Consider the following 23,139-nt stretch of genomic DNA (forward strand, 5'->3'; position numbering starts at 1 on the left):
ACGATGATCGATCACTGGCTCGTTGATATCGAAAACCCGATGGTCCGGGGGCATCGTGTCCTTGGTCAGCAGTTGCTGCCGGGCCTCGCGTACATCGATTTGTTCTTTCAGGTATTCCGCGATCGCCACGAGGATCCGCGGCACCTCGAGCTGCGCAATTTATCCATCTATCAGCCCCTCGTGGTCACCGAGGCGGCGCCCGTGTCGCTGGCCATCGATTGCACCGAAACGCAGCCCGGGCGCTGGAGGGTGCTCGCCAGCGGCAACGGCCAGCGTTACGCCACCGCCGAGATGCATCGCGCGTCGCCCTTCGTGTCCGACGAGACGCTCGACATGGCCCTCGTCGCGCGATCGGCGGATCGCATCGTGTCCCTGGACGAGGTGTACGCCGGGTGCCGGCGCATGGATCTCGTCCATGACGCTTTCATGCGGGCGCAGGGAAAACTCTATATCTCCGATTCGGAGATTTACGTCGAATGCGAACTTGGGGATGCCGCCTTGGAAAGCGCCGAGCATCTCATGTTCCACCCCGCCCTGATCGATGGCAGCGCGGTGTGCGGCGGAGGGCCGGCGTCGGCATGGCTCGAAGAAGGCCCCGCGCAGCAGCTCGCGCTCCCCTTATTTTACGAGTCGTTCCGCGCCTCCGAGCTGCTGCAGAAGAAGTGCGTCGCGCGCATCCGGCGTACCTCGGCGCGCCGCGTTCGCGAGCTTCGTTACTACACGCTCGAGTTCTTCGATGAGGCGGGCCGGAACGTCGCGGAGCTGAAGAACCTTGCCGGAAAGCTCGTGCGCGATCCCGCTTCGATCACGCATGCCACCCGGGAGCGCCCGGCCGCGGCGGCCGTGCCGTTGCAGGTCGAGGCCGCGACGGATGCCCAAGCGCCGGCCATCGAGACGTTCCTGCGGACGCTCATCGCCAACAAATTGGGCCGTCCCGTGGAGCAGATTGGCCGCACGGCGGGCTATTACGAAATGGGCATCGACTCGGCGGGCCTGCTGGAGCTCGTGCAGGCCATCGAGGCCCAGGTGGGCGCCCCGCTCTCGCCGACCTTGCTCTTCGAGCATGTCACCATTGCCGAGCTGTCGGCTCATTTGGTCGAATCGGGGGTGGCCTCCGGCTGGACGCAACGAACCTCGAATGGCACCTCGGGTGCCTCCGTCCATGCCCCCGTCGACGATGCACACGATGGAATCGCCATCATCGGCATGAGTGGCCGTTATCCCATGGCCAATAATTTAACCGAGTACTGGGAAAATCTGCGCTCGGGCCGAGATTGCATCACAGAAATCCCCAAGGACCGTTGGGATCACGCCCGGTACTTCGACCCCGAGAAGGGCAAACCCGGAAAGACCTATTGCAAATACGGCGGGTTCATCGACGGCGTGGCCGAGTTCGACCCGATGTTCTTCAACATCTCGGCGCGCGAGGCGCAATTCATGGACCCGCAGGAGCGATTGTTCCTGCAATGCGCCTACGAGACCTTCGAGGACGCCGGCTACACGCGTGAGGCCCTGAAGCGCATCGACGGCAACGTCGGCGTTTTCGTGGGCGTGATGTACGAGGAATACCAACTCTACGGAGCCCAGACGCACGGATCGGAATACCCGTACGCCCTCAGTGCGAGCATTTCGGCGATTGCCAATCGTGTCTCGTATTTCTTCAATTTGCATGGCCCGAGTTTGGCTGTCGACACGATGTGTTCCAGTTCCCTGACGGCCATCTACTTGGCATGCCAAAGCCTCGCGAGCGGCGCCTGCGAAATGGCTATTGCGGGCGGCGTCAATGTATCGATCCATCCGAACAAGTACTTGATGCTAGGGCAGGGGCAATTCGTTTCCAGTGCGGGCCGCTGCAAGACGTTTGGGCAAGGTGGAGACGGTTACGTTCCCGGTGAGGGCGTGGGCGCGGTGCTTCTCAAGCCGCTGGCCAAGGCCGTGGCCGACGAGGATCCGATCCACGGCGTCATCAAAGGTGTGGCCATCAACCACGGCGGCAAGGCCAGTGGGTTCACGGTGCCCAATCCCGCCGCGCAGGCGCAGGTCATCGCGCAAGCCCTTCGCGAGGCCAACGTGGATCCGCGCACGGTCAGCTACCTCGAGGCCCACGGAACGGGAACGAGCCTGGGCGATCCCATCGAAATCACCGGCCTGACGCGGGCGTTCGCACAATCGGATACGCAATATTGCGCGATTGGGTCGGTGAAGTCGAACATTGGGCATCTGGAGAGCGCGGCGGGTATTTCCGCGGTGACCAAGGTGTTGCTGCAGCTTCGGCATCGCGCGCTGGTGCCGAGCCTGCACTCGGAAACGCTGAACGCGCATATCGATTTTACGCGAACGCCGTTCGAGGTTCAGCAGACGTTCCGCGAGTGGCCGAGGCCCGTCGTGGTCCGCGATGGGAAGCGCACGGAATACCCGCGCATTGCAGGTGTTAGCTCCTTTGGGGCGGGTGGTTCCAACGCGCACGTGATCCTCGAGGAGTTCGTGGAGAGCGCGCGTCCGGCTCTTTCAGTGACACCGGGGCGTCCTGCCATCTTCGTGCTCTCCGCCAAGACCGCGGAGCGGGTGCAGGAGCGCGCGCGGCAGCTGCTGGCGCACCTCGCGCAGCATCCGTACCGCGAGGACGATCTCGCGGACATCGCCTACACGTTGCAAGTGGGCCGCGAGGCGATGGAGCACCGTCTTGCCTTCACGGCTGCGACCCTCGAGGAGCTCCGCGCGAATCTCGAGATGGCCACGCGCGGCGCCGAGGCCATGCCGGCCGCGCCCAAAATACTCGAGCATTGGCTCCAGGGCGGCTCGTTCGATTGGAATAGCCTGTACGACGGCGTGAAGCCACGGCGCATCCGCTTGCCGACGTATCCCTTTGCCAAAGAGCGCTATTGGATGCCCGATGCGGTGTCGAAGGCGCGCGTCGACGTGCTGCACCCGTTGCTGCACGCGAACACCTCGGACTTCGAGGGACAGCGCTTCACGTCGACCTTCACCGGCCGGGAATTTTTCTTCGCCGATCACATCGTCAAAGGCCAGCGCACCTTGCCCGGCGTGGCCCATCTCGAAATGGCGCGCGCTGCCTTTCAGCGCGCTGCCGCCATCTCGGGCTTCGCCGGAACGCGGCTCGAAAATGTCGTCTGGGCGCGCCCTGCGACGGTCGCGGAAGCGCCGGTCGTCGTTCACATTCGACTGCGCCCCGAACATGACGCGTGCGTTTACGAGATTCATGGCGAGGGCGGAACCTATTCGCAGGGGCGTGTGGTCTCGGGGCCCGCAGAGGCTCCGCGGCAGGTGGACCTGGAGTCGCTGCGCAGGCGCGCGCGGCACGTCACATGGACTGCCGAGCAGTGCTACGCCATTTACGAGGCGATGGGCTTTCAGTACGGCCCGGCGCACCGCAGCCTGCGGGAGGTGAACGTCGGCACGGATGCTCGAGGTTCGCATTTCATATTGGCAAGGGTGGAGCTGCCGGCGGACGTTGCCGATACGCGTGAGCAGTACGCCGTGCATCCCAGTGTGCTGGACGGCGCACTGCAGGCCTCCGTCGGCTTGCTGGCCGCGCAGCAGGGCGAGGAATCGGCCAAACTCGTGCTGCCCTTCGCACTCGAGCGACTCAGCATCGTCCAGGCCTGCCCGGCGGCGGTCTGGGTGCACCTTCGCATGGCCGCCGATACCAGCGCGAATGTCCAGAAAATCGACGTCGATCTGATCGACGACACCGGCGCGGTCTGCATCGAGCTGCGAGGATTCAGCTCGCGCGTCTTCGACGCCGAAGCGGCCCGCCCCACGGCGGAACCCTTCGAAGTGATGACCTTCGAAGAGCAATGGCAGCCGCAACCCCTCGCCGGCGATGCACGGATGGCCGTCGCATCCCTCGTGTGCATCGTGCCCGATGCCTCGCACGAGGAGGCCTTGCGTGCGGCCTTCGCGCGGCTCGATCCCAAGGTGCGGGTCACCGTGCTGGCGTCCGGCCACGAAGACGCCGAGGCCTACGCGTCCGCATTTCGAGACGTGGGTTCGGCCGACGCCGTCCTGTGCCTTCGCGCGGTTCAGGAGCCATCCCGCGTCGGCTCCTATGGCGGCCTGCTCGCGCTCCTTCAAGGAATGGAACGCGCCGGATGGACGCGCACGCGGCTGATGCTCGCGGGCCGATACGACGACGCGATCGCGCGTTGCCATCTCGATGCGTGGACGAGCCTCGGTTCATCGCTGCGCTCCGCATGGCCCGACGCGCCCATCTCCGTCATGGCGTGGCCTCACGCGCCCGGCGCCTGGGTGGACGAATGGATCCCTCGGCTATGGGCGGAGCTCGTCTCGGGCGGCGCGGAGAACGTCGTGTACGAGCAGGGTGAGCGCCGCGTACGCCGCCTGCATCCGACGGAGCGAAGTTCGGTAAAGCCGCTCCTGCGCCGCGGTGGGAGGTACCTCATCACCGGCGGCGCCGGCGGGCTTGGCTTGGTGTTCGCCCAGCATTTGTGCCGGCGCTACGCGGCGAAGGTCATCTTGACCGGCCGATCCGACGTGAACGCCACGACGGCCGAGCGCATTGCCGCGCTGGAGGCCGCCGGGGGCAAGGTGCTCTACGAGCAAGCCGACGTCTGCGATCCCGAGCGCATGCGGGCGGTGGTGGCACGGGCCCGCGAGCAATTCGGCGGCATCGACGGAGTCCTTCACGCCGCGGGCGTCCTCCCGCGCGAGCTCCTCGGAAATACGTCGCTCCGCGAATTCGAGGAGACGCTCGCCCCGAAGATCGCCGGAAGCCTGGCACTCGATGCGGCCTTGCAAGGCGAAGCGCCGGACTTCATTTGCCACTTCTCGTCGATGTCGGCCATCATGGGCGATTGGGGACCTGCGAGCTACGCGATCGCCAATCGCTTCCAAATGGCGTATGCGATGCATCGCCAGCGTCAGGTGCAATCCGCGCCATCCATGCAGGCCCGCACCAAGGTGTTGGCGCTGGCCTGGCCCGTGTGGGCGCAAGCCGGCATGGGCATGGCGAACGAGGAGGCAACGCGCGTCTACCTCGAATACAGCGGACAGCGTGCGCTGGACCCCGAGAAGGGGCTCGAGATCTTCGAACAGCTGCTCGGCGAATCGCCCGCGCAGCAATTGGTGATCTTCGGCGCGCGGGCGCGATGGCATCGTCTGCTTGGCCTTTCGCCCAAACCGGAATTGCCACGCCGTGTGGAGCGCATTCACGACGCGCCCGCGCCAACGCACCTGTCCGATCCGGGCACGCTCAAGGCACGGACCGTTCGTTACCTCAAGCAGCTGCTCGCCGCCGAAACGCAATTGCCGGCGGCGCGCATCGACGCGGATGCGCGGCTCGAAAGCTACGGTGTCGACTCGGTCATGACCGTGCGGATGACCACGGAGCTCGAGAAAGCCTTTGGCTCGCTGTCGAAGACGTTGCTCTTCGAGTACCAGAGCCTCGCCGCGCTGGCCGATTACCTCGTGGAGCACCACCGCGAAGCCCTGAACGAGATACTTGCCCCAACGTCGGTTGCTGCCCATCCTGCACCCGCGACGGAGCCGCCGCCCGTGAAAATGCCGGTCCCGCTCCGCGCAACGACCCCGGCGGAAACGCGCGACATCGCTGTCATTGGCCTGAGCGCGCGCTTTCCGCAGTCGGAGAACATTCACGAATTTTGGGAGAACCTCAAAGCCGGCAACGACGGCATCACCGCCATTCCGCCCGGCCGCTGGGATCATCGAGAGCACGTTGCGGCGCGCAATCTCTCCGGGGACGTGCTCGATCGAGGCGGATTCATCTCCGGCCTGGATGGCTTCTCGCACGACTTCTTCAACATCAAGGAAGACGAAGTAAGCGGCCTCGATGTTCAGGAGAAGCTATTCCTCGAGAGCGTCTGGCACCTGCTCGAGCACGCGGGCTACACCTCGCATCACATCAAAACGCGGCACCAGGGGAATATTGGCGTCTTTGCCGGGGCCAGCGCCTTCGTCCACGCCGGCTTCATGACCGGCATGGTTGCGGGGCGCGCCTCGGGGTTTTTGCACCTCAAAGGCCCCACCGTCGTGGTGGATTCGCACAGCGCGTCCGCGACCACCGCGTTGCACCTCGCTTGCCAGGCCCTCGCGAATGGCGATTGCGAAGTGGCCATCGCCGGCGGTGTTTACGTGCAATCGCCGGAACTCTTTTATGCATTCGCGACCTGGCAACAGGGAATGCAACCCGATTGCAGGGGATTCTCGAATGCAGGTGGCGTCCTCATGTCCGAAGGGGTCGGTGCGGCGCTGCTCAAGCCCCTGCAGGCGGCCGTGCGCGATGGCGACGAAATCCTCGCGGTCATCAAGGGCTCGGCGCTGACCAGCGCGGGGGACATGGCCAACCTACCGCCGGAGCCGACACGCCTCGCCGACGTCATCCGAAAATGCCTGGACAAAGCGGGCATTCACCCGCGCACCCTCGGTTACGCCGAGGCCATGGCCATGGGGATCCCCACCGGCGACTATTGCGAATTCGCCGGCTTCAGCAAGGCGTTTCGCGAGCAGACGGCGGACAAAGGCTTCTGCGCCATGGGGACCGTCGAGTCCAACATCGGCCACTCGATCGCCGCCTGCGGCATCGCGCAGTTCACCAAGGTGACCATGCAGATCCACCACGGCCAGATCGTTCCGACCATCAAGACCGATCCCTTGAATCCGCAGATTGATTTGACCGACAGTCCATTCTATCTGCAACGTTCGCTCGGCGATTGGCCGATGAGCGATGGGCCGGACTCGAAACGGCGCGGCCTCTTCGCATCCCGAGGCCGGAGCGGCACCTTGGCCGCCGTCGTTCTCGAAGCCCACGCCACGGTGAAATCCAAGGATGCATCGTCGCGTGGCGGCGAAAAGCTCTTTCTGATATCGGCGCACACCACGGAACACCTGCATCGCATGGCGCGCAATCTGCGACGTCACACGATGGAGAATCCCCATCTCGATCTCACGGATTTGTGCTACACGACCATTCTGAGGCGGGAGCCCCTGCGATTCCGTCTCGCCATTCTGGCGTCGACGAACGACGAGCTGGTATCTCGACTTGGCGAGTACCTGGAAATGGGAGCGCCAGCGCGTCCCACTTCCGGACTGCAAGCCAAAGCATTTTTCGGCGACGCACTATCCGTGGATTCGGGCATTCATGGCCTGCTCGAACCGGCGGAAGAAAAGCACCTACTGGAAACGTACCTCGCGGAACGCAATTGGCCGAAGCTCGCGGCCTTCTGGGTGAGAGGAAGTGATCTCCGCTCCGTCGAGGGCATCGAGCGCGCGCTGGGGGGCCACTTCATTCAAATTCCTTTGTACCCTTTTCGCGATTGCCGCGAGCGCCGCGATTGCCGCGAGTCGGGCGCGGTGATCTCGTGATTGTCACTCGGTAAAACCGGAGCGGAGCGGCGTTATATGGCATACGAAATCAAGAAGTTCCCTTACGCAGGCACCATCGACGCGGACGGTCACGTTCTCGAACCGGCCGATCTGTGGGAAAACTATCTCGAGCAAAAATTCAAGCCGCGCGCCTTGCGCATCCGCGTTGGCGACGACGGCTACGAATACCTGGAGGTCGACGGGCGGCCGGCGTCGCGGGTGGAGAAGGGGGCCCTCGGCATTCTGGGGGCGATGGGCAGTGACGACTTCGTGCCACGGCCCGATCGCCGCTACGCGGATGGCCGGCCTTTCGGAGCTTCCGATCCGCGCGAACGCCTCGAGTTGCTCAAGCAAGAGAATCTGGAGGCCGTGCTGCTGTATCCCACCCTCGGCATCTTGTGGGAGACCGACGTGAAGGATCCCGAGCTCGCGCTCGCCTATTCGCGCGCCTACAATCGGTGGATAGCCGACTTTTGCCGCAATTCGTCGGGCCGGCTGGTGCCGATTGCCCAACTCACGTTGCAAGATCCGGAAGGGTCGGCCGTCGAACTCGAACGCGCGGTCAAAGACGGCTGCAAGGGCGCGTGGGTCACGTCGTTCAGCCATGGCCGCGTGCTGCACGGCGACCCGAGGCACGACGTGCTCTTTGCCAAATGCTGCGAGCTCGATGTGCCGCTGGCCATCCACCCGACCCTGACCCCGCACGGGACCGCGGCGGGCATCTTCGATTGGCCGGAACACAGTCGGCAATGGGGCGAACAGCTTTGGCTGCGCGGCATCGTGCAGCAAGCGTTCATCTCGTTCTTTTCCTTCGGCACCTTCGACCGCTTTCCCAAGCTCCGAATGGGCGTGCTCGAATCCGGTGCCGGGTGGGTCGGTGCGATGTTGGACCGACTCGACGCCTTCACCGAGTCTTTCAAGTTCGGTGGAAAACGGCTTACCGCCACCGAGTACTTTCGGCGACAATGCTTCATCTCGAGCGATCCCGACGAAACGGCGGCGCCGCACACGATTGATCACGTCGGTGCCGACTGCTTCATCTGGGCGACCGATTATCCGCATCCCGACCACCCGCACACTTGGGTGGATGATCTGAAGCGCTTTGCCAACGTATTGGCACCGGCCACGCGCGCCAAGGTGCTGGGCGCCAATGTCAAGCGCATTTACCGACTCAATTTGCAATAGGCGAATACAAGGGAGATTGCCATGTCCACTGCATCCGAAGTCGCTGCCAAACCATTGAAGAAGCGCCGGCTCATCACGACGGACTCGCACATTGCCGTTCCGTTCCAGATTGCCGACGAACTGCCGGAAAAGTACCGCAAGCAGGTTCCGCACCTGGAGAGGCGCGCGGACGGCGTGTACTTGGTGCGTCCCGAGTTCGCGCTCATGTACTCCTTGGGCGAAGACGACGACGGCGACGGCTTCAAAGAGACGTACCGAAAAATGGCCGCGGGCATCAAGGTCGACCCCGACGACGAATTGACCATGGCGCGCATGCTCTTTGGCAATGACGATCGCCCGTCGGTGCCGAGCTTCTACCCCAAGGGCCGGCTCGTGGACATGGAGAAGGACGGCGTCGTGGCCGAGGTTCTGCTCGACAGTGCGGCGTTCGCGTTCTTCGCCATCAAAGATCCCGATGGCGCCGTGGCCGTTTGCAAATTGAACAACGATTGGTACGCGGAGACCTACAAGGATCACCTCGGCCAATTCGCCCCCGGCATCACGCTGCCCATTGGCGCCGGCATCCCCGCGTGCGTCAAGGAGCTCGAGCGCGCAGCCGGGCTGGGATTGCGCCCGGTCTGCATGCCGGAGATCTTCCCCGACAAGCCGTGGTTCGTGCGCGATTGGGATCCGCTCTGGGAGGCCTGCGCGGCCCTCAAGGTGCCCCTCGCGTTGCACGCGTCGCTCAATCAGCCGGCGCCGTGGGGCATCGTCAAGCGCGAGGAAAACGCCGCGGGCCCCCTCAATGGGTGGGTCGGCATGGGCGGCGGAACGGCGGAATTCGTGGGCATGTTCGTCAACTCGGGTGTTCTCGAGCGCCATCCGGATCTCCAGGTCGTCTTCACCGAGCTGCACGCCGGCTGGCTCGCGTGGGCCATGCAGGCCTACGACTATTACACGGTGGATCCGTCGGGTCGCGACCACTCGAAATTCTTCCACTTCCCGGTGACGGAGCTCAAGGAGCTGCCCAGCTTCTACATCAAGCGCCAGATCAAATGCTCCTTCATGTGGGATCCCATGGCGATCAAGAATCGCCACGAGACGGGGCTGGATTGCCTCGTGTGGGGCAACGACTATCCCCATATCGAGTCCACCTGGCCGTATTCGCAGGAGCGAATCGAGACGCAGTTTGCCGGCGTTCCCGAGGACGAGATCAACAGGATCGTCTACGAGAATGCCAAGAAGCTGTATCGCTTCACCGTTTGAAGGTTCGCGCGGGGGGGGGCCCGCTGCTCGATTCAAGTATTTGTTCCATTCTGAGAAGGAGTTCCAGTGGCTCAACCCAACGCACCGATATCCAGATATGGGACGGCCTCGAAGCAGCGCCGGCTCATCTCGACGGATTCCCACATTGCAGTTCCATTCCACGTGGCGGACGAGCTGCCGGAGAAATTCCGCAAGCAGGTTCCGCATCTCGACAGGCGTGCCGACGGCGTCTATCTGATGCGCCCCGACATGGCGACCATGATGTCCATCGAGGACGCGGGCAGCCAGCTGTTGGCAGGCATGAAGGTGGACCCGGACGACGAGGCCACCATGGCGCGATTGGCCATTGGCAATTCGCAATCCCATATCCAGCCGAGCCTCTATCCGAAAGGGCGCCTCGCCGACATGGAACGGGACGGTGTGGTGGGCGAGGTTCTCCTCGGCCAGGCCGCCGCCGTCGGATTCTTCGGCGGCAACGATCCCGAGACATCCATCGCCTGGTGTCAGCTCAATAACGATTGGTACGCCGACACCTACAAGGATTACCTCGGGCAATTCTCGCCGTCGATCATTCTGCCCGTGCCTGCCGGCATCGATGCCTGCGTGAAAGAGCTGGTGCGCGCCGCGGGGCTCGGGTTGCGGCCGCTGCTGATGCCCGACGTGCTTCCGCGAAAGCCGTGGTTCCTTCGCGAGTGGGATCCGCTTTGGGAGGCCTGCGCCAGCCTGAACGTGCCGGTGGCCCTGCACATCTCCGGCACGGGCATGCTCATGCCGTGGGTAACCATCAAGCCGGAGGAGAACCCGGCAGGTTCGCTGAACACGTGGATTGGCATGGCCGGCCACACGTCCGAATTGCTCGGCATGTTCGTGAACTCCGGTGTTCTCGAACGCCACCCGGACCTGCAAATCGTATTCACGGAGTTGCATGCCGGCTGGCTCGCCTGGGCAATGCACCTCTACGACCACTACACGACGGATCCGGTGAATCGCAACCAGGCGATCCACTTCGGATATCCCGTGACGAACCTGAAAGAGCTGCCGAGCTATTACATCAAGCGGCAGGTCAAGTGCTCGTTCCTATGGGATCCCATGGCGATCAAGACTCGCCACGAGGTCGGCCTGGATTGCCTCATGTGGAGCAACGACTATCCGCACACGGAATCGATGTGGCCGGATTCGCAAGCGCTCATCGAGAAGCAGTTCGCCGGCGTCCCCGAAGAAGAAATCACCCAATTGGTCTACGAAAACGCAAAGAAGCTTTATCGCTTCACGGTGTAACGAAGGATCGAGCGGCTCCCTCGGGAAGCCGCTCGATGCATTTAAGACGCTAAAGAATGATGAATTGAACATGAAGGCGGGAAGGCGGGAAGGTTCAAGATTATTCATTCGCCAAATAAGCGAACTGGAAACCCTCTTGAACCTTCCCGCCTTCCCGCCTTCATGTGAATTCTCTCTCAGTAGTTCACCGACTTCGACAGGCCGTGCGGATCGCGTGAGGACGTTGCCGCGGTGAAGGTGTAGGTGCCTCGGTTGATCTTCCAGGCGTGGGTGGCGACGTCCCATGTGGCGAGGCGCTTGGCGGGGAAGGAAATACGGATTTCCTCGGATCGGCCTGGCTGAAGCGAGACCTTTTGCCAAGCGACCAGCCGCTTCGGCGGCTCGACGGGATCGGGCGGCAAGGTGGCGTATACCTGCACGGTCTCCGTACCTGCGCGCGTGCCCGTATTGGAAACGGTGAGCTTGACCGTTACGTTGCCCGATAGAGATTCGGCGCGGGCGTCGATGCCGGAATACGAGAACGTCGTGTACGAGAGGCCGTGCCCGAATGGGAAGAGCGGCTCGATGGCCTTGGCGTCGAACCAGCGGTATCCAATCAGCAAACCTTCGCTGTATTTGACGTCCAAATCGCTCGAGATGACCGGCTGCGGCAAATCGGCATCTTGCTTCGGGAAGGAGAGGGGAAGCTTGCCCGAAGGGCTGATGTCGCCGAACAGCACGTCGGCAATCGCCTGACCACCCCGGACGCCCGGATACCAGGCTTCGAGCACCGCGTGCACGTGATCGAGCCACGGCATCAACACCGGGCTGCCGCTCTCCAGGACCACGATGATCCGTTTGGCCTTCGCCGCCACCGCGCCGATGAGCGCATTCTGATCGTAACTCTGATTGTACGGATCGGCCTGCGCATCCGGGAGACTCAGACTGGGCAGATCGAGGTGCTCGGTCTCCCATTGCGTGGCGAACACGATGGCGACGTCCGCGTGCGCGGCTGCCTCTGCCGCCGCGGCTGCGTCGTTGCCATCGAAATACGTTACGCTCGCCTTTGGCGCTTTGGCCTTGATGGCCGCCAACGGCGCGGATTTGTACCATGTGGCGCATCGCCCGACGGGCGACGTCGGCGGCGACTGGCAACCCGTGACCGCGTTGCCGTCGATGGGCGGAACCGCCCCCGAGCCGCCTCCCGACAGAACGCCCGCATCGGCATGCCCGCCGATGACCACGATCGACGAAAGGCTCCCAGCTGCGAGCGGCAGCGCATTTTCCGTCGACCCCGCGGGCTTTGCATTCTTGAGAAGCACGGTCGATTGCTGCGCCGCGGTCAGCGCGAAGGCATTACCCGCCGCCTCGTCGATAGCCCCACCCGGGGTCGGCGGAGCGTCCACGATGCCCGCCTGGATGAGGGCACGCAGCTTGCGTTTCACCATGTCGTCGAGCCGCGCCATGGGCACGCTTCCATTGGTGACGGCTTCTTTGAGCTTCCCGTTGAAAAACGAGCGACCCGTGCACGCGGGCATCGACTCGTCGGGGCACCCGGGTTGCTCCTCGTCCAATCCCGCGGTCGCAGCCTGCGACGTGCTGTGCGTAGCGCCCCAATCGGATTGCACGACGCCTTTGAAGCCCCACTCGGTCTTCAAAACGTCGTTCATCAGGTACGGATTTTCGCAAGCGTACGTGCCGTTTATCTTGTTGTAGGCACACATCACGCTGCCGGGCTTGCCTTCCTTGACGCCGATCTCGAAGGCCAATAGCTCCGTTTCGCGCATCGTCCGCTCGTCGACCAGCGAATTGGACGACATGCGATTGGTCTCTTGGTTGTTCATCGCGTAATGCTTCACCGTGGCGATGACCTTCTGCGATCGGGTGCCCGTGGTGCGCGCCGCGACCAGGAGACCGCTGAGCACGGGATCTTCGCCCAAGTATTCGAACGTGCGCCCGCCCCGCGGCTCGCGCGCCAGGTTGATGCCGCCGCCCAAGCCTTCCTCGTAACCGAGTGTGCGCAGCTCGATGGCAATGCGTTTGCCATATTCCTGCGCGAGCTGCGGATCCCAGCTCGCCGCCAGCGCGAGGGTCGATGGCAGGGCGGTCACGCGCGCGTTCTTCACATTCACGCCACTCGTCGAATCGGCCATGCTGACCTTGGGAATTCCCAGTCGCGGAATGCCGGGGATATAGCCCGCCCCGCTCAAGGCCTCCGGCGGAAACGTTCCCCAACCGATGCTGGGCATTCCGGTGCCGTGCACGAGCTGAATCTTCTCGTCCGTGGTCATCTGCGCGAGGAGCAGGGCCACACGCCGCTCGGCCAGTGCATCGACATCGATTTCGGCATCGGCCTGCGCGGCATCCGTCACGGCGGAATCGATGGGCGCCGCATCGGCCGGTCCGGGCCCCTTCGCCGCGTCGTCGTCACTGCAGGCGGCCATCGCCAGGGTCGTGCTGCACGTGAGAGCGATTGCGGTGTAGCGGAAACACGTTCTACGCATCCATCCTCCAAAGGTGGTTCGTCGGGACTCGAATCCCAACTCGGAAATCAAGCCAGCCCACGCGTCGCGAAATGGTTTGATCCATGACATGGATTCGGCTCCGCGCACCTGGAAATCGCCGTCCATGTCCATGTTCGGATGACATGGGGTGGACCTCGATTCGTCCGCCTCAATGAAGATGTGTCCCCGACAACGAATGAGCCCGCACTCGGATATCCGAGTGAACGAGTACGACGCGACGTCACGTAATTGTCATTTACGGAGACGGCCTGACGTTGAATGGCTGGAATATACAATGAGTGAATTCGCTCTTGTTGATTCTGCTCGAGAGGCGTATCCAAATCCTCCAGCCCGCCCGACGTCGCGCGGCTCGGCTCCGGGGGCGACGCGCGCAGCGTCGCAAACAGCCTTGACGCCCTACCGACCCTTGCCTCATGCTGAGCGGGTCGGGAAGGGTGGTGCCATTGTCTTCGCGTTCGTCGAGCTCCCAGCGTGCGCTCGCACGCATCGGAACGGTGGTCCACCAATGCCGCATCGAGCGTTTGCTCGGAGTCGGCGGTACGGCCGTTGTCTATGCGGCGACGCGGGACGATGGTCAGCGCGTGGCGATCAAGTTTCTCTTGGAGCGCTTTCACTATGATGCGCATATGGTGCGGCTCTTTGGCCAGGAGGCCAATGTCGCCAATCGGGTGCCGCATCGCGCGGCGGTGCCGGTGCTCGACTGCAGCGTCGATGAGGATGGTTGCGCCTTTTTGATCATGCCGCTGCTCGAGGGCGAAACGGTTCGCTCGCGATGGGAGTACGGGGGGCACCGCATGCCGCTCGCCGACGTCGGGGTGATCGTGTCGGATACACTCGATGTGCTGGAGAGCGCGCACGCTGCCGGCATCGTTCATCGCGACATCAAACCGGACAATCTCTTCATTGTCGTAGATGGCGAAGTCCGAGTGCTCGATTTCGGAATTGCCCGGCGTACGGATCGCGATGGCAGCGTGACCCTAACGGGTCACACGATTGGCTCGCCCGCCTTCATGTCGCCCGAGCAGGCTCTTGGGGATCGTCATGCCGTCGGGCCGGCGAGCGACATTTGGTCGGCCGGTGCCACGATGTTCACACTCGTGTCGGGCCAATTCGTGCACGAGACCGAAAGCGGCGCCGGACAGCTTGCGGCGGCGGCAACCCGCCACGCTCGTTCACTGGGCGACGTGGCATCGGACTTGCCGCCATCCATCGTGCGACTCGTCGACAAGGCACTCTCGTTCGATCCCAGGGAGCGATGGTCTTCGGCGCGGGCGATGCGCGCCGCACTGCATGCGAGTCTCGAGGGCGCCGAGAACGAGCCGATGGAGGCCATCACCCCGCGCGTGCGTGCGAAGTTCGTGATGGATCTGGCGCAGCGGACGGAACCCACCCACGCGAAACGACCGGCGATGCAGGAAGCGAGGCAGGAACCGAAATCGCTCGCAAAGAGTCCTCCTCGCCCGTGGATGCGATTCGTCCATCCGGACATCGAAGTGAAGGCATATCTGCCGAAATTTTTCGGCGCCATGACGGCCACCGCGAACCGCATCCTCGCGGACCATGGCCTTGGCGAATTCGCGGACACGGGATGGTTCATTCCAGACACGCGCCCGTGGTGGCCGATGGAGCCTTACATACTCGTCATTCACGCCCTCATGGCGATCGTCGGGCCCATCAAGGCGGTCGATACCGGCAAGCAGAAAGCGCAGCACGTGCCCCTTCCGCCCGATCTCGACGTGCACGACATTCACGGGATGATGCGCGCTATCGATGCCGCATACCATTTGAACCATCGCCAGAATGGCGAGCCAATGCTCGATATCTCGTCCGGGCGCATGGTGGACATCATTGGGCACTACCACTACCGAGGCCGGCTCGACACGGAGAACTCCATCGTCATGGAGTGCGAGAACCCGTATCCCTGCGAATTGGATCAGGGCATCTTGCTCGGCTTTGCGCGGCGCTTCGAAGCGCGCGCCATCGTCGAGCATGCGCCCGGTTCTTGTCGCAAGGAAGGCGCCGAAAGCTGTCTTTATCACGTCACCTGGTGGTGACCACGGCGTCAGATTCGCGAGAATGACGAGACGCGTTCGCGAAAACTCAGCAACGCGAGCACGCCCAGATCCGACAGGGGCAAAACCGCGTCCTGGCGCTCATCGGACTTCCCCGGGACGCGAAGTCCACGTGTCGTCCACGTGGATTCGGTCTAGGCTCCGGATGTCCGGTTTTTTTGGAGCCGCCTTCGAGACTTGAACTCGAGACCTACGGTTTACGAAACCGTTGCTCTACCACTGAGCTAAGGCGGCGTGTTGGGCTGCTTCCTCTATCGTCTTGGCGCAGCGTAGGCAAGTCTTCCGTGCGTGTCCGTGATTTTTGTTCGCGGGCAGGGAAAATCTTCGAGAAAAGCGAGGTGTCCAAGAGCTCGTCGCCCGCCGATGCAGCAGCGGGCTCTTCGGTTGTGTTGCGCGGTCCGCTCTCGATTCTTACGGTGCCGTCGTGGGTGCACCACCAGGACCGACGGCGTACGAGGGGGTCATCATGGCCTCGTGGTTCCGGCCTTGGCACGTCGCGGTGGCTGGGGGCGCGCTCGTCGCGGCCATCGTTCTGGCGAATGCCCAGATGGCCGTGGCTGCACTGGCCGCCATCGCGGCGGCTGCCTTGCTCGTGGCGTGGAGCGTGGACGATCGGCGTGTGCGCGTCCGGGCCAACGCGGAGGGGCTCTTCATCGAGGGCAAGACGCTCGTGCCGGCGCACGTGCTGGCCGACGGTTTCTTGGTGCGCAAAGACGGGAACTCACCGCGGCTGCGGCTGGTCGACCGCTTTGGGTTGACCCGGTTCAACGTGCGGCTCGAAAGTGAAGCGCAAGGGCGCACGCTGCTGCGCGCACTCGGGCTCGATGCGGGACACAAGAGCGCCACCTTCCGCGTGCCCAACGCACTTCTCGGGGTGGCGCCCTTTTTGGGCATCCTGCCTGGCGCGATGCTTCTCGGCACGTATGCCGCCGAGGACCACGTGAAGCTGCTGCTGGCTGCCCTGACGGCGCTGCTGTTGGCCGCGGGCGCGCTCAGGTTTGGCTACTCTCCCGTGACCGTCGGGGCGGACGGCGTGCTGATACGCGGGCTCGGCACGCATTCCTTCGTGCCGTACGGCCAGATCGTGCGGGCGGAGGTGACGCCTTACGCCATCCTTCTGCACCTGACGGATGGCTCGGTGCGGACCATCCGGGCACCGCACCCATGGGCGAAAGATCCGCTCGACCGCCGGCCGAACCCCATGCGGGACATCGTGGCCGCGCGCATCGAGCAGGCCCTGTACGATTTTCGCCGTCGTGCCACCTCCGACGATGCGGCCGCCGTCGTGGCCCGAGGGGGCCGCGCCATCGCCGACTGGGGCGCCGCCATCACGGGCCGCGCCGCTGCCCATTACCGCGTCGCCGCCGCGCCGGCGATTCCGGCGGACGAACTCTGGCGCGTGGCCGAGGATCCCGGCGCCGAAGAGACGGCCCGCGCCGGTGCCGCCGTCGCCGTCGTTGCCTCCGTCGCGTTGAGCACGCACGAAGACGGAGCCCACGATGACGTCAGGGCGCGTCTCCGTGCCGCCGCCCGCGCCACCGCATCGCCTCGGGTGCGCATCGCCCTCGAGACCGCGGCGGACGCGTCCGACGAGGAAGACCTGGCGCGCGTCCTCGCCGTCTTCGAGGAGAGAAGCTAGAGAAGCTAGAGAAGCTAGAGAAGCTAGAGAAGCGCGAGCTGGTCCAGCAGCGCCACGGCTTCATGGCCTTTCTCGGTCAGCCGGTAAAAGTTCCGTCCCCACGTTCCCTCGCGGTACGACGTGAGCAGGCCGCGCTCCTGCAGCGCCCGCAACGTGCGCGTCAGCGTGTTCGCCGAGGCCCCGGTGAGGCGTTTCAACTCGTTGAAGTGCACATCGCCGGCCACGAGCCCTTTGAGGATCTCGGCGCGGTGGCGACCCCCGAGAAGGGCCAATCGTTGCTCGACCACGCAGATACCGTTTTCGCCTTTGGGCATGGCTAGTTCCAAAGATGTAACTCCTTGTAAGCGCATTTGACCAGCCTCACCATCGCGGCCTGATGAACGAAGTCCGCAATCCCGAAGATATGAACGAGGCCTTCGCCCGGGCTGCCAATTCTGGAAAAATCGAAGCCCTGCTGGCCCTTTACGAGCCCGACGCCGTCCTCATCGGGCAGGACGGCGGCGAGCGCCGGGGCCTCGCCGCGATTCGCCAAGAGCTCACGGCGCTGCTCGCGCTCGGAGGCAAAATCGAAGCGAAGAACCGTTACGCAGTGACACTCGGGGATATCGCGCTCCTCAGCGCCGATTGGAGGCTCGAGAGCACTGCACCCGACGGCGCGCCGCTCATCGTCGGCGGGCGCTCCGCCGAGGTCGTGCGCCGCCAGCCGGATGGCCGATGGTTGTACGTCCTCGACCATCCATCGGGCGCCTGACGCCAAATCGAGGGCGAGCTATTTGGCAATGGCACCCACGCGGCGGTCGCCATCCGGCGAAAGGCGGCCCGCGCGCTCGACCAGACCGATGAACTCCGCCTGCTCCGGCTTTCCACCGTTCGACGCGCGCGCGATGCGCAGAATATCGGCCATGTGCGTGCCCGTCGCGTAGGGACTCTGGCGCAGAATCTCCGCGAACCCCGCGACGGCGGTGGCAAACCTCAGATCGCGCGGCGCCTCGTCGAACGAGCGGGCAATCTGCCCCGGCTGCATGGCCTCCGCATGCTCGGTGGCCACGTCCGGCGCACCCGCCTTCGGCTCGGGCGCCTTGTGCCGCACGCGCACCGTGATGGGCGAGCGATCTTGCCGTTTCAACACGACGTCGTACAGCGCCGTCACCGCGTGCCCCGCGCCCACCTCACCGCCGTCGACGTGGTCATTGCGAAAGTCCTTGTCGGCGACATCGCGGTTCTCGTACCCGATGAGCCGATATTCCTTCACCACCTCCGGCGAAAAGTCGACTTGCACTTTCATGTCGCGGGCGACCACCTCCAGCGTGCCACTGACCTGATCGGAAAAGACACGGCGCGCCTGATCGACACTGTCGATGTACGAGTAATTGCCATCACCCTTGTCGGCCAATTGCTCCATCATCGTATCTTTGTAATTGCCCGTGCCGAATCCCACGGTGGAAAGCGTAATGCCGCGTTCCTTGTAATGGGCAATCTGGTCCAAAATCACCTCGTGCGACGTGGGACCGACGTTCGCGTCGCCGTCGGAAAGGATCACCACGTGGTTCACGTGCCCGGAAACGCGCCCGCGCTCCGCCAGGCGGTAGGCCAGCTCGATGCCGCTGGCCATCGCGGTCGAGCCGCCGGCTGTCAAATCATCGATGGCGCGCATCACTCGGTCTTTTTGGGCCACCGCCGGCGTCGGCCCCAACACCTCGCGGACGCTTCCCGCATACGTGCAGAGTGCAATGGTGTCTCCCGGCTTGAGCGACGACGTCAGAATCTTGAGGCTCTTCTTGGCCAATTCGATCTTGTCCTCGGACTGCATCGACCCGCTGGTGTCGACCAGGTACGTCAAGTGCACCGGTCGCCGCTCCGCCACGGACAGGCGCTTCGCCTGAATCGCCACCCGAAGAACGTGGTGCCCCGCCGCATACGGCGACGGCGCCCCGGCGAGATGAATGGTGTAGGGGAGGGGGCTATTTTTGTATTCGTATCCATAGTCGAAGTAATTCAAATATTCCTCGGCACGCACCGCGCTCACCGGCGGGAGCCCGCCTTCGAGGAGCTTGCGTCGGCTGATCGAGTACGACGCCGTATCGACGTCGATGGCAAAGGTGGATAACCGGTCGCGCGCGGGATCGGTCGCGCCATTCACGCCGTAATCGCGGTAGTCCTCCGTATTCGACTGCGGCTCCGGCGCAGGCGGAGGCGGAGGCGCCACCGGTGCGACCGCCACGGCCGACCGTGGAGGCGACATCGCGATGCCCTTCGCCATCGGCCGCGGTGCCGGCGCAGGCGCCGCCGCCGGCGGAGGCGCAGGCGATGACGCGGTTTGCATCCTCGGTGCAGCGGCGCTCTTGGCCATCGGCGCGGCCTCCTCCGCACGCGCCTCGTCCGATTGCGCCACCGCGGCACCCGCCGCCAGATCGGCCGTTTTCGCCTCACGGTTGCCCGCGCCGCAACCGGCCAATTCCATGGCCAACATAAACGGAACCAACGCTCGGATTTGGAAAGCTCGCATGGCAATTTCTCCCTCGGAATTGCCTACGAAACGCGGAGCCCGGTCCGACCTTACACTCCGATTACTTCTTTTTTATCGCCCCACCCCGGCGACCCCGTTGTTGTTGCCCGACACGTTGTACAGCGTGAGCCCGCGCACATTCTCGTTCACCTGCAAGGGGTGAAAGATGGATGGCAGCGCGCGCTGCTCGCAATCTTGGCGATCGCACAACCGGCAGGTCACTCCCACGGGTGTGGCCATATCCAAGTGGTCGAGATCCACGCCGTCGGAATAGACGAGCTCCTTGGCATATTGTGCCTGGCACCCGATTCCGATGGCCTGCACGGGATGCTGCGAATGGTAGCCGCCGCTGTCCTTGTGAATCGTGCGGGCGAGGCAAAAATACGCCACGCCATCGCTCATTCGCGAAAGCTGAATACGGATCATACCCGGAGTTAAGAACGCAGCGAAGATGTTCCATCGCGGGCAAACGCCGCTGAATCTGGCAAATCGAATTCCCGACGCGCTGAAGCGTTTCGAAATATTTCCCGCCACATCGATGCGAATCATATGGAAGGGTACGCCTTCCGCACCGGGGCGACGCATCGTGGTAAGTCGATGCGATACCTGCTCGAAGCCGACTCGGAAGCGGCGTCCGATCACATCGATGTCGTAACGTTCCTCCCGGGCCGCCTGCAGAAACGGAACGTAGGGCATCAGAACGGCGCCCGCGAAGTAATTGGCCAGTGCCACCCGCGCCAATGCACGCGATTCATCTGTTGTCAGGCGCGGATCGGCGGCTATCGTATCCAGACGGTTCTTCTGCGTGAGGAGACCAATCTGATGCGCGAGCTGGAATTGACGGCTGCGAGTTGGCAGCAATTCGGACAAGGTCAACACCTTGCGCGCCGAATCATATCTTCGCAGCGTTCCGCGTTCCGCTTCGCCGCGCGCGATGCGCACCTGCACACCGAGCTGCTTCTCCAGGTAGCGCACCAATCCGCTGTACAGATCATCGAACACGAGCTTTCCCTTCGTCCAGAGCTCCTCGGCTCCGGTTTCCAGATCGGGAAAGTGGTTCATGTGGAACTGCAACAAGTCGCTCACTTCCTCGGATGGAATGTTCGAGCGCTCCACGCCCGTGAGATCTTGCTCACCCTCGTTCAGACGCGACGACAGCGAATCGGCCGACTCGCGCATGCTCTGGTAGGCGCGGTAGAGCGAGAGCACGGCACGCCCCGCATTCGGGCTCGCCGTGGCCACCTCGCGCACCTCCGTCGACGTGAGACCGCTTCCCTCGAACAGCGGATCGGCGAACACCTCGAGCAGGTCCGCCACGAGCCGCGCATCCTCGTCCGTAGCGAACGAGTGCAGGTCGACGTTGAAGAGCTGGGCGAGGCGAATGAGCAGCGAAGCTGGCAGAGGGCGCTTGTTGCTCTCGATGAGGTTCAAGTAGCTGGCGGAGATGCCGAGCTTCTCGGCGAGTTGAACTTGGTTCAAGTTCTCGCGTCTTCGCAACGCTCGCACTTTTGCCCCAAGCCGCGGACCACCCGATTCTCTCGCTTTTTCCATGCTTCACCTACACATCTGCACGCACAAACGCCACGGATGTGGTGCTGCAAATTGACAGATGTAACAAGTTTACAGCCTGTCATTGACTTCCTTCAACCGCAATTTCTTCGAAGAATGTTGATTTCTGGTTCGTTCAACATCATTTTCAACGCGTCGCGCAACGGAACTCACAACCATGACACTTCAAATCGATCATGTGACAGAAGAGCAGCAGTCGCCCAACGACGGCGGGTCCATCACGCTCGCTGAGATCCTGCGACCCGAGGCGCTGGCCTTCGTGGAAGAACTGGTCAAACGCTTTGCTCCGCGCATCGAGGAACGCCTCGCTGCCCGTCGCGAGACGCAAGCCCGGTTCGACAAAGGCAAGCTCCCGGATTTTCTGATCGAGACGGCAGACGTCCGCGCAGGCAACTGGCGCGTGGCACCGCTGCCGCCGGATTTGCTCGACCGCCGGGTCGAGATCACGGGTCCGGTCGACCGCAAGATGGTCATCAACGCCCTCAACTCGGGCGCGAACGTCTTCATGGCCGACTTCGAGGATGCCAACGCACCGACGTGGAGCAACATCGTGCACGGTCAGAAGAACCTGTACGACGCCGTCCGTCGCACCATCGCGTTCTCGGCCGCCGAGACAGGCAAGACGTATGCGCTGAAGGAGAAGACGGCGGTGCTGCTCGTGCGTCCGCGCGGCCTGCACTTACCGGAACGCCACGTCCGTTACGAGGGCAAGCCCATCCCGGGCGCGCTGCTCGATTTCGGTCTGTACTTCTTCCACAACGCGAAGGCGCTGAAGGAGCGGGGCACCGGCCCGTACTTCTACCTGCCGAAGCTCGAGAGCCACCTCGAAGCGCGCATCTGGAACGACGTGTTCGTGTTTGCGCAAACGGCGCTTGGCGTCCCGCAGGGCACCATCAAAGCGACGGTGCTCATCGAGACGCTGCCGGCGGCCTTCGAGATGGATGAAATCCTCTACGAGCTGCGTGAGCACTCGGCGGGTCTGAACTGCGGCCGCTGGGATTACATCTTCAGCTTCATCAAGAAGCGCCGCAACGACCCCAACGCCGTGCTGCCCGATCGCAGCCTGGTGACCATGGACAAGGGATTTTTGCGCGCCTACGCGAAACTGGTCATCAAAACGTGTCACCGCCGAGGCGTGCACGCGATGGGTGGCATGGCCGCGCAGATCCCCATCAAGGACAACCCGGCGGAGAACGAGGCCGCGCTGGCCCGCGTGCGTGCCGACAAGCTGCGCGAGGTGAAGGACGGCCACGATGGCACCTGGGTGGCGCACCCCGGCCTCGTGCCGATTGCGCGCGAGGTGTTCGATGCCCACATGCCGGGGCAAAACCAGCTGAACGTGCTCCGCGAGGACGTGCAGGTGACGCGCGAAGAGCTGCTCGAGGTGCCCGTGGGGCCTCGAACCGAAGCGGGCGCCCGGCACAACATCCGTGTGGGGATTCAGTACATCGAATCGTGGTTGCGGGGGCTCGGATGCGTCCCGCTCTACAATTTGATGGAAGATGCAGCAACCGCCGAGATTTCGCGCGCACAAGTGTGGCAGTGGCTGCACCACAACGCCAAGCTCGAGGATGGCACCGTCCTGGACCGCGAGCGATTCGCCCGCTTCGTCGAGGAAGAGATGGTGCGCATTCGAGGCGAGGTTGGCGAGAAGCGGCACGCAACTGGCAAGTACGCCGAAGCGCGAGCGCTGTTCGAGAGTCTTTCGACTGCAGAGTCGTTCGAGGAGTTTTTGACGATTCCAGCTTACGCAAAGCTTTAGTTACCGAGTTCACCCGA

General features: G+C 63.5%; 12 protein-coding genes and 1 tRNA gene. 8 read left to right on the plus strand and 5 right to left on the minus strand.

The window, feature by feature from the left end; translation table 11 throughout:
• Positions 1 to 3 precede the first annotated feature (3 nt).
• The 4 genes from LZC95_16920 (at position 4) to LZC95_16935 (ending at position 11,070) form a co-directional block, all read left to right on the plus strand.
• A complete protein-coding gene (locus LZC95_16920; GenBank protein ID WXA98506.1) occupies positions 4 to 7,362 on the plus strand; it encodes an SDR family NAD(P)-dependent oxidoreductase in 7,359 nt (2,452 codons plus the stop codon).
• A 36-nt stretch (positions 7,363 to 7,398) separates the two neighbouring features.
• Positions 7,399 to 8,547 (plus strand): amidohydrolase, encoded by a 1,149-nt coding sequence (locus LZC95_16925; protein ID WXA98507.1) that lies wholly within the window; start codon positions 7,399 to 7,401, stop codon positions 8,545 to 8,547.
• Between the two features lie 21 nt (positions 8,548 to 8,568).
• Positions 8,569 to 9,792 (plus strand): amidohydrolase, encoded by a 1,224-nt coding sequence (locus LZC95_16930; protein ID WXA98508.1) that lies wholly within the window; start codon positions 8,569 to 8,571, stop codon positions 9,790 to 9,792.
• 66 nt (positions 9,793 to 9,858) lie between these two features.
• Entirely contained in the window at positions 9,859 to 11,070 is a 1,212-nt protein-coding gene (locus LZC95_16935; protein WXA98509.1) for an amidohydrolase, read from the plus strand.
• 176 nt (positions 11,071 to 11,246) lie between these two features.
• Here LZC95_16935 and LZC95_16940 read toward each other — a convergent pair whose 3' ends face one another.
• Positions 11,247 to 13,553, minus strand: coding sequence for a glycoside hydrolase family 3 C-terminal domain-containing protein (locus LZC95_16940; GenBank protein ID WXA98510.1), 2,307 nt, complete (start codon positions 13,551 to 13,553; stop codon positions 11,247 to 11,249).
• Between the two features lie 464 nt (positions 13,554 to 14,017).
• Between LZC95_16940 and LZC95_16945 the strand changes: the two genes are divergently transcribed.
• Positions 14,018 to 15,628 carry a serine/threonine protein kinase gene (locus tag LZC95_16945; protein WXA98511.1) on the plus strand — a complete coding sequence of 537 codons (1,611 nt, stop codon included), beginning with the start codon at positions 14,018 to 14,020 and terminating at the stop codon, positions 15,626 to 15,628.
• Positions 15,629 to 15,805: 177 nt separating this feature from the next.
• On the opposite strand, the gene LZC95_16950 is transcribed toward LZC95_16945, so the two are convergent.
• A tRNA-Thr gene (locus LZC95_16950) sits at positions 15,806 to 15,880 on the minus strand.
• A 232-nt stretch (positions 15,881 to 16,112) separates the two neighbouring features.
• On the opposite strand from LZC95_16950, the gene LZC95_16955 reads away from it, so the two are divergent.
• Positions 16,113 to 17,285 (plus strand): hypothetical protein, encoded by a 1,173-nt coding sequence (locus LZC95_16955; protein ID WXA98512.1) that lies wholly within the window; start codon positions 16,113 to 16,115, stop codon positions 17,283 to 17,285.
• A 23-nt stretch (positions 17,286 to 17,308) separates the two neighbouring features.
• Here the strand turns inward: LZC95_16955 and LZC95_16960 are convergent, their stop codons facing one another.
• A complete protein-coding gene (locus LZC95_16960) occupies positions 17,309 to 17,599 on the minus strand; it encodes a helix-turn-helix transcriptional regulator (protein WXA98513.1) in 291 nt (96 codons plus the stop codon).
• A gap of 62 nt (positions 17,600 to 17,661) precedes the next feature.
• Here LZC95_16960 and LZC95_16965 point away from each other — a divergent pair, with 62 nt between their 5' ends.
• Positions 17,662 to 18,036 carry an SgcJ/EcaC family oxidoreductase gene (locus LZC95_16965; GenBank protein WXA98514.1) on the plus strand — a complete coding sequence of 125 codons (375 nt, stop codon included), beginning with the start codon at positions 17,662 to 17,664 and terminating at the stop codon, positions 18,034 to 18,036.
• Between the two features lie 18 nt (positions 18,037 to 18,054).
• Here LZC95_16965 and LZC95_16970 read toward each other — a convergent pair whose 3' ends face one another.
• Positions 18,055 to 19,425, minus strand: coding sequence for a von Willebrand factor type A domain-containing protein (locus LZC95_16970; protein ID WXB00345.1), 1,371 nt, complete (start codon positions 19,423 to 19,425; stop codon positions 18,055 to 18,057).
• Positions 19,426 to 19,863: 438 nt separating this feature from the next.
• Positions 19,864 to 21,270 (minus strand): short-chain fatty acyl-CoA regulator family protein, encoded by a 1,407-nt coding sequence (locus LZC95_16975; GenBank protein WXA98515.1) that lies wholly within the window; start codon positions 21,268 to 21,270, stop codon positions 19,864 to 19,866.
• Between the two features lie 268 nt (positions 21,271 to 21,538).
• Between LZC95_16975 and aceB the strand changes: the two genes are divergently transcribed.
• Positions 21,539 to 23,122 (plus strand): malate synthase A, encoded by a 1,584-nt coding sequence (aceB, locus tag LZC95_16980; GenBank protein ID WXB00346.1) that lies wholly within the window; start codon positions 21,539 to 21,541, stop codon positions 23,120 to 23,122.
• Positions 23,123 to 23,139 lie beyond the last annotated feature (17 nt).

The sequence above is a fragment of the Sorangiineae bacterium MSr12523 genome, assembly GCA_037157775.1.
GTDB classification, from domain to species: Bacteria; Myxococcota_A; Polyangia; order Polyangiales; family Polyangiaceae; genus Pendulispora; species Pendulispora brunnea.